Genomic DNA, 6,528 nt, shown 5'->3' with positions numbered 1-6,528 from the left:
ACACCCCGCTTAGGGGCAAAAATACGTGGGCTATAATAACGAGCGAAGCGAGGACGGCCCACGTGTTTTTGTCCCAGCAAGCTCCGCTTGCGTCTACAGCGGTTTGTTATGCGTAATGCCTGTACAACCTAGTTTGAACGTTATTCATATCTACAAGTGTTGGTTTGGTAATTGAAGCTTCCGCCACGGTCCAAACACTTATCGATTTCCAGTGTTTGCGAACTAGAATTAAAGAACATTGTAACCAACGCAAACATGACGCCCCAAAATATCAGACCGACAAAGAACACTCTAAAGCTTTCTCGGTTGACGTTGGAAGAAAACAAACGACATATACGGTAGCCCGCACCACGGCACAAAATCTCAACTACGACCTCAGTGACGCAATAGCTGATGAACCTCACTATTCCTAGACCGAATTCTGATAATGCCTCGATAATCATCGTTTAAATCCATTTACGCATAACGCCCAACTTAGGGGCAATAACACGTAGGCTAAAATGGGAGCGAAGCGACTGAGCCTACGTGTTATTGTCCCAGTGAGCGCCAGCGAACGGCTACAGTTGTTTGTTAGGCATTTAATCAGATGCCAGATAATAGCCTGCATAATTGTTCGCAGAATCAAATTGAATTATTAGCCATTCGTAGTCAACACCAAAGTAACTATCTCTTTGCGGGCCCGTTGGGTAGGACAAACTCGGACCTTCTCCGTCAGGGTCCATTTTTGTAGAGGGCGAACCAAGTAAAACAATTATTTGCTCCCTGCTTTTTCCAGCGAGATTTTCATTTATTAAGCTTCCAAGCATCTGTTGTCTGACGGAATTTTCTCCTTCTCTCCAATTGGCAGATTCTGATTTTTTCCAAATGGAAGATTCAAAGTTTAACTCATATGAACCCGCAGGTAAGACTTGCTTTGAGCAACTACCGAGTAAAATGAGAAAGAAAAAGATATGTGATTTCAAAACGATGCCTAACGCTAAGCTAAGGGGCACAAACGCGTGGGGCATAATAGCGAAGCGCCCCGCGTGTTTGTGTCCCAGCAGGCCGCGCCAGCGGACTGCGACTTGAGCGTTTTGTTATGTGCTGAAACCATGAGTTAAAACACCTTCCCTATGTTTTGGTTTAATTTACCGCTAGTAAAATGCACAAGTGGTTAATGTGAAAACACAATGCGAAGTGCATTGCCAAATCCCCTAACCCACTTAAAACAGCCGCGTTTACGATTAATACAATTCTACACTATTTAGCCCAACTTATTACGACAGCAATGAAAATGCAATTTGCTTCCAATATCTAGCCAACGAAAACCTAATTGCTACTTAGGCTAAACACAAACAATGATTGTTGAATTCACCTTTGAGATCGATAAAACCGACAACTTTAAAGCGACTAATTCAAACACGCACATAACGCTAAGCTAAGGGGCGCAAACGCGTGGGACATAATAGCGAAGCGCCCCGCGTGTTTGTGTCCCAGCAGGCCACGCCAGTGGACTGCGACTTAAGCGTTTTGTTATGTGCTGAAACCATGACTTAAAACACCTTCCCTATGTTTTGGTTTAATTTACCGCGAGTAAAATGCGCCAGTGGTTAATGTTAAAGCTTGATGCGAAGTGCATAGCTAAATCCCCTAACTCACTTAAAAGTTGAGCGCTTAGGATTAATACAATACTAAAACTATTTAGCCCAACTTATTACGACAGCACTGAAAATGCAATTTACTCGTAACATCTAGCCAAACCAAAAACGTTTTTTGCATAGATTAAAAACAAACATTTGTTGAAGAATTTACCTGCGAACTATCAAAAAACGACGACTTTAAAGTGACTAATTCAAACACGTACATAACACCCCGCTTAGGGGCAAAAATACGTGGGCTATAATATCGAGCGAAGCGAGGACAGCCCACGTATTTTTGTCCCAGCAAGCTCCGCTTGCGTCTACAGCGGTTTGTTATGTGCCGCTGCTAAACACTCATCATCGCCCAATAAACCATTGGCCAAAAAAGACCAAACAATAAACACAGAATACTAGAGGCTATTAGTGGCTTATGGCTACGAGATTTATAGGCCCATATGAAAAAACAGACCGAGCCCCATGATAAGGGTGACAACTTCCAGCTTAATGGGATAATCATAAATATCAGCCAACCAAAGGGCACCATGAGACTACACCCTATTGTTTCTTCTAAAATGCGTAGATTCCACACTGCATTTACGTGAGACCAATAAGATACTCCTATCGCTATACCAATAAATGAAGAAACCCATCCGGCGAAGAACCATGTGGTTGTAAGCTTTATCCTCTGTCTATCCATGATTTATAAATACCACTAAAGGCACATAACACCCCGCTTAGGGGCAAAAATACGTGGGCTATAATACCGAGCAGCGCGAGGACAGCCCACGTGTTTTTGTCCCAGCAAGCTCCGCTTGCGTCTACAGCGGTTTGTTATGCTTCATCGTTGCTTGAAAAAGCCAAGGCTGTTAGAAACGCTTTTAACAAGCCCCAACCAATTGATAAAAAACCAACTAAAAATACAGAACTAGTTGAACCAGCTCCCCGCCCTAAATCAATATCGATTCCATCAGCTATAAAATAGCCTGTTGGAATACACACAATTATTCCCAAAGCTATAAAACCAAGAGACTTTTTATATTCTTTGAGTTTTTCTTTTTTAGTCAAGAGATCTCAAATCCTTTTGAAGCATAACACTAAGCTAAGGGGCAAAAGCACAGTGCGATAATCGCGAAGCCGCACTGTGTTTTTGTCCCAGCGACCCGCGCAGCGGGATGCGACTTAAGCGTTTTGTTAGCTGTATTATTCCGCGTAAGTATAGTTTGAAGAATCATGATCATCTGAGTAATTGGAGTGTTTACCTGCTTCTGAAATATTAATCAATCTACTTTGACTAGGTTCTGTTAATTTGGTACTTATATTAAAACGTGGATATTTTCCAAATATTTCAGGGTGTAACTCAGCGGCAACAGAAACATCCGATTGAGATACATATCGACCTGCCCAATCTTCAATTAAGTGCTTTAAAGCGTAACCTCTACTCGACTTACGCTTTAATTTCAATTGAGCATCTAACCATTCATAAGCTATTCGAACACAATCAGGGTGTTCATGATGTGGTGACTCCAAATTGTAATCAGTAGTCTTTTTTGCTTTTTCAATTTGCTCATCAGTTAACATTAGACTCTCCATTTACTCAATATTTGAAATACAGCTAACGCCCAACTTTGGGGCACAAATACGTAGGCTAAAATACGGAGCGAAGCGAAGGGAGCCTGCGTGTTTGTGTCCCAGCGAACGCAGTGAGCGCCAACAGTTGTTTGTTAGTTCTCATTGTCTTCTAAAACGAAATCAAGTTGTACCTTTAAGTCAGTTTGCCGTACTGCAATGCCATCAACGACCTTGGGCTTGTACTTCCATTTTGAAAGTGCTTTGACCGCTTCGCTATCAAATTTTCCAGATGGCGATGAATCTAAGATTTTTATGTTATCGGTAGTTCCGGATTCAGTTATGTCAAAAGACATGCGAACCCAGCCTTCAAGTGCCTCATTTGTTTCGTTATCTAAGTTTGTTGCAGCCTCACTACCAAAGCAATATGTTGAGACACACACACCAACTAAGGCTGAAATTAAAAAGAGTAAAACTTCCTTTTTCATTAATCTTCCTCGAGAGAACTAACTTCCAAATATGAGGCGCAAGCCGCAGGGCATAATAGCGTAGCGCCCTGCGGTTTTGCGTCCTAGCCCGCAACAAGCGGGCGAATATAATTTGCTTGTTATGCGATAAAAAGATGAATGCACGTGGTTTTGCCACCACAACTTACTTATACAACCGCACAACAACATGTAATAAAAACTTACCTTAAAACAACCCTGTGCGAAAAGCCAGATGTTGCCAAGGAAACCAAAACAACCACGACGATAAACAACAAACCATGCTGACTATTGGCTTTGCTGAATGAAAATAATGAAAGGATTTAAAGCTTTAGAAAAAGGAAAGCTGGTAGGTACAAATACAACCTAGCAAAACATCCTTTTAAACTTAAACCCCCTACCCAATCCATTTATTTTTCAGTCGGGAATAAGTCGCATAACACCCCACTAAGGGGCGATAACATATGGGCTAAAATTAGGAACGAAGTGACGCAGCCCATGTGTTAGCGTCCCAGCGAGCAGCGCGAGTGCCTTGAGTGGTTTGTTATACGCTATTACCTGCTCCATGAGCAACCCACCAACTAAACAAACTTATACTAAGAGCGAGAATTATCAATTCTGCACTTGCACCAAAAAATAAAATTATTGGAACCAATGAAGCCAAGCATAAGTAATGTGGTTTAAATAGATTTAGTTTGTTTAAAGCAATTGCAACGGGAACACCATATAAGAAGTTGATTGGATAAATAACAATTAAACTTAGGCTAGCCGATACGAAACTGCCGGCTAGAGTTTGAAATAAACCATTTTGGTCAATGGTGAAAAGTAGCATTATCGGAAAGGCTACTAGTGGGCCAAGAGTTGCACCTTTAAAAATATCTGAATTTGTCACCATGGCGTATAACTTTCCAATAACGGGCGCAGACATGTGGGGCATAATGGCGAAGCCGCCCCGCGTGTATGCGTCCCAGCGAACGTAGTGAGTGTGTTAATTGGGTTGTTATGTGCTACCACTTATTTTTATAAAACCTATAATTCCGATGCTTAAAAGGATTGCATATATCCAACTTTGTGCACAAGTATTTGTATTTTTCTCCCCCGGCTGACGGCTGGAAACAAAAAGGAAGATTCTGTAATAAATGAGCGTATGGACTATCGAATACAAGAAAACGCTTAAAACGAGGTTTGCTACATAGGTCTGCAACAGAATGTGCTTACCCACGTTGAAATATTCCATATAAATAAGCGACAAAGCTGAACCGGTAAAAAAGTTTATTGGATATGAATACTTTCTAAAGAGTCCCATTGCTTAGTCTCTATTTCCCACGAAGTAAGAACATTTCCTTTTTAAACTGTCATACTCATAACGGCACATAACGCCCAACTTAGGGGCAATAACACGCAGGCTAAACTTGGAGCGAAGCGACTGGGCCTGCGTGTTATTGTCCCAGTGAGCGCCAGCGAACGGCTACAGTTGTTTGTTATGTTTTACACGCCGCCATTTACTGCCACCCAATACATTAACCCAATAAATGTGGAAAGTGGTAATGCCAACAATAGGCTTGCACTAGCTTGTAGACGACTGTGCCCTTTAACTAACGCAATAACTCCAATTACTACCGCAATTATAGATATTGGGAATGCTAATAAAGCAATGTAAAACGGCAATTCATGCAAAATATTTTGACTATTCGATGCGGCGAGCTCCCAATATACAAAAATGAAAGTAATTCCAATTACCCACCCAGCTAAGGAAGTTTTGAGTGCCATTCGGCCCAAATTTCTCATTTAGTTACCACGAAACATAACACCCCGCTTAGGGGCAAAAATACGTGGGCTATAATATCGAGCGAAGCGAGGACAGCCCACGTGTTTTTGTCCCAGCACGCTCCGCGTGCGTCTACAGCGGTTTGTTAGGTTTCTTCGCATTGTATAAGTGGACTCTGAACCCCCGAGTAAACACTGTTTGGCTCTATACTTCCATCAAACTCTGACCACCAGTAATTGATTTTATCTAACCACCAAAGAGCTTCTTTTTCAGATATTTCAACAAGCTCAGGCGTAAGCAAAAAATACTGGACGCCAACACCCGAAATCATATGCTTACCTGAATATTCAATTGTACCGACGGGTTGACCCCATGCATAAAACTGACTTGTAAATGTATTAATTCCTTTGCACAAAGGGAGCGCTACATAATCGGCAGGATAGACTTTAACATTTAAGACAATGCTAGAATTATATTCTATGTTAATTATCCTAAAGTCACCTCTTGGCGGTCCATATGCCAAAGGTCTTTGAATGATAATGGCATTTACAGTATTTATTTCGGAAATATTGAAGCTAGCCTTAGGTTGGTAAGTTTCTAAAAGTTCTTTACTCGGCCGATTTATGCTGCAACCAACCAAAATAAGTAAGATGAAAAATAGCAAAAATAACTTCATAGCTCACCTAAAACCTAACACCCCGCTTAGGGGCAAAAATACGTGGGCTATAATAACGAGCGAAGCGAGGACGGCCCACGTGTTTTTGTCCCAGCACGCCCCGCGTGCGTCTACAGCGGTTTGTTATGCGAACTCTTGATTAGCCCTTGTTCCATTGCTTTGCTGCTCCTAACGTTGTACCTAAAGGAAAGAACGATGCAACAACCAAAAAGTAACGTGAACCATCTATTTCGGCTAATCCAAAGATTCCTGAAATCAAGAAATACAATGCTCCGAAAATGCCAAAAGACCAAAAAAACAAAACGCGAATTCAACTCCGAAGTGCACCACTCCCCAAATTAGGCCGCCTTGCGTAATTCATCGAATACCGCGGCTGGTTGCCTGAAGCCGAGACACTTTCTCGGTCTGGCATTT

Annotated in this window: 7 protein-coding genes; all 7 read right to left on the bottom strand. The window is 41.8% G+C overall.

All coding sequences use genetic code 11. The features are described from left to right. Positions 1-578 precede the first annotated feature (578 nt). Complete coding sequence (locus ACXAH6_RS20155; RefSeq protein WP_474879769.1) at positions 579-962, bottom strand: hypothetical protein; 384 nt, start codon at positions 960-962, stop codon at positions 579-581. Between the two features lie 1,488 nt (positions 963-2,450). Then, positions 2,451-2,684, bottom strand: coding sequence for a hypothetical protein (locus ACXAH6_RS20150; RefSeq protein WP_474879767.1), 234 nt, complete (start codon positions 2,682-2,684; stop codon positions 2,451-2,453). 135 nt (positions 2,685-2,819) lie between these two features. Beyond that, positions 2,820-3,197 (bottom strand): hypothetical protein, encoded by a 378-nt coding sequence (locus ACXAH6_RS20145; protein ID WP_474879766.1) that lies wholly within the window; start codon positions 3,195-3,197, stop codon positions 2,820-2,822. Between the two features lie 143 nt (positions 3,198-3,340). After that, positions 3,341-3,673, bottom strand: a complete 333-nt coding sequence (locus ACXAH6_RS20140) for an energy transducer TonB (RefSeq protein WP_474879764.1) — start codon at positions 3,671-3,673, stop codon at positions 3,341-3,343. A gap of 541 nt (positions 3,674-4,214) precedes the next feature. Then, complete coding sequence (locus tag ACXAH6_RS20135; protein ID WP_474879763.1) at positions 4,215-4,565, bottom strand: hypothetical protein; 351 nt, start codon at positions 4,563-4,565, stop codon at positions 4,215-4,217. Between the two features lie 593 nt (positions 4,566-5,158). Continuing rightward, positions 5,159-5,440 carry a hypothetical protein gene (locus tag ACXAH6_RS20130; RefSeq protein WP_474879761.1) on the bottom strand — a complete coding sequence of 94 codons (282 nt, stop codon included), beginning with the start codon at positions 5,438-5,440 and terminating at the stop codon, positions 5,159-5,161. Between the two features lie 143 nt (positions 5,441-5,583). Further along, complete coding sequence (locus tag ACXAH6_RS20125) at positions 5,584-6,114, bottom strand: hypothetical protein (protein WP_474879759.1); 531 nt, start codon at positions 6,112-6,114, stop codon at positions 5,584-5,586. Positions 6,115-6,528: the final 414 nt, after the last annotated feature.

The organism is Alteromonas sp. ABE4_545, from assembly GCF_056161325.1.
The sequence above is the reverse complement of the archived record's forward strand: the minus strand, read 5'-3'. Positions and strand labels throughout refer to the sequence as shown.

What these genes read in the sequence shown, in the direction of transcription:
- ACXAH6_RS20125 (WP_474879759.1), bottom strand. Translation starts at nt 6,114, where the DNA reads ATGAAGTTATTTTTGCTATTTTTCATCTTACTTATTTTGGTTGGTTGC.
- ACXAH6_RS20145 (WP_474879766.1), bottom strand. Translation starts at nt 3,197, where the DNA reads ATGTTAACTGATGAGCAAATTGAAAAAGCAAAAAAGACTACTGATTAC.
- ACXAH6_RS20130 (WP_474879761.1), bottom strand. Translation starts at nt 5,440, where the DNA reads ATGGCACTCAAAACTTCCTTAGCTGGGTGGGTAATTGGAATTACTTTC.
- ACXAH6_RS20140 (WP_474879764.1), bottom strand. Translation starts at nt 3,673, where the DNA reads ATGAAAAAGGAAGTTTTACTCTTTTTAATTTCAGCCTTAGTTGGTGTG.
- ACXAH6_RS20135 (WP_474879763.1), bottom strand. Translation starts at nt 4,565, where the DNA reads ATGGTGACAAATTCAGATATTTTTAAAGGTGCAACTCTTGGCCCACTA.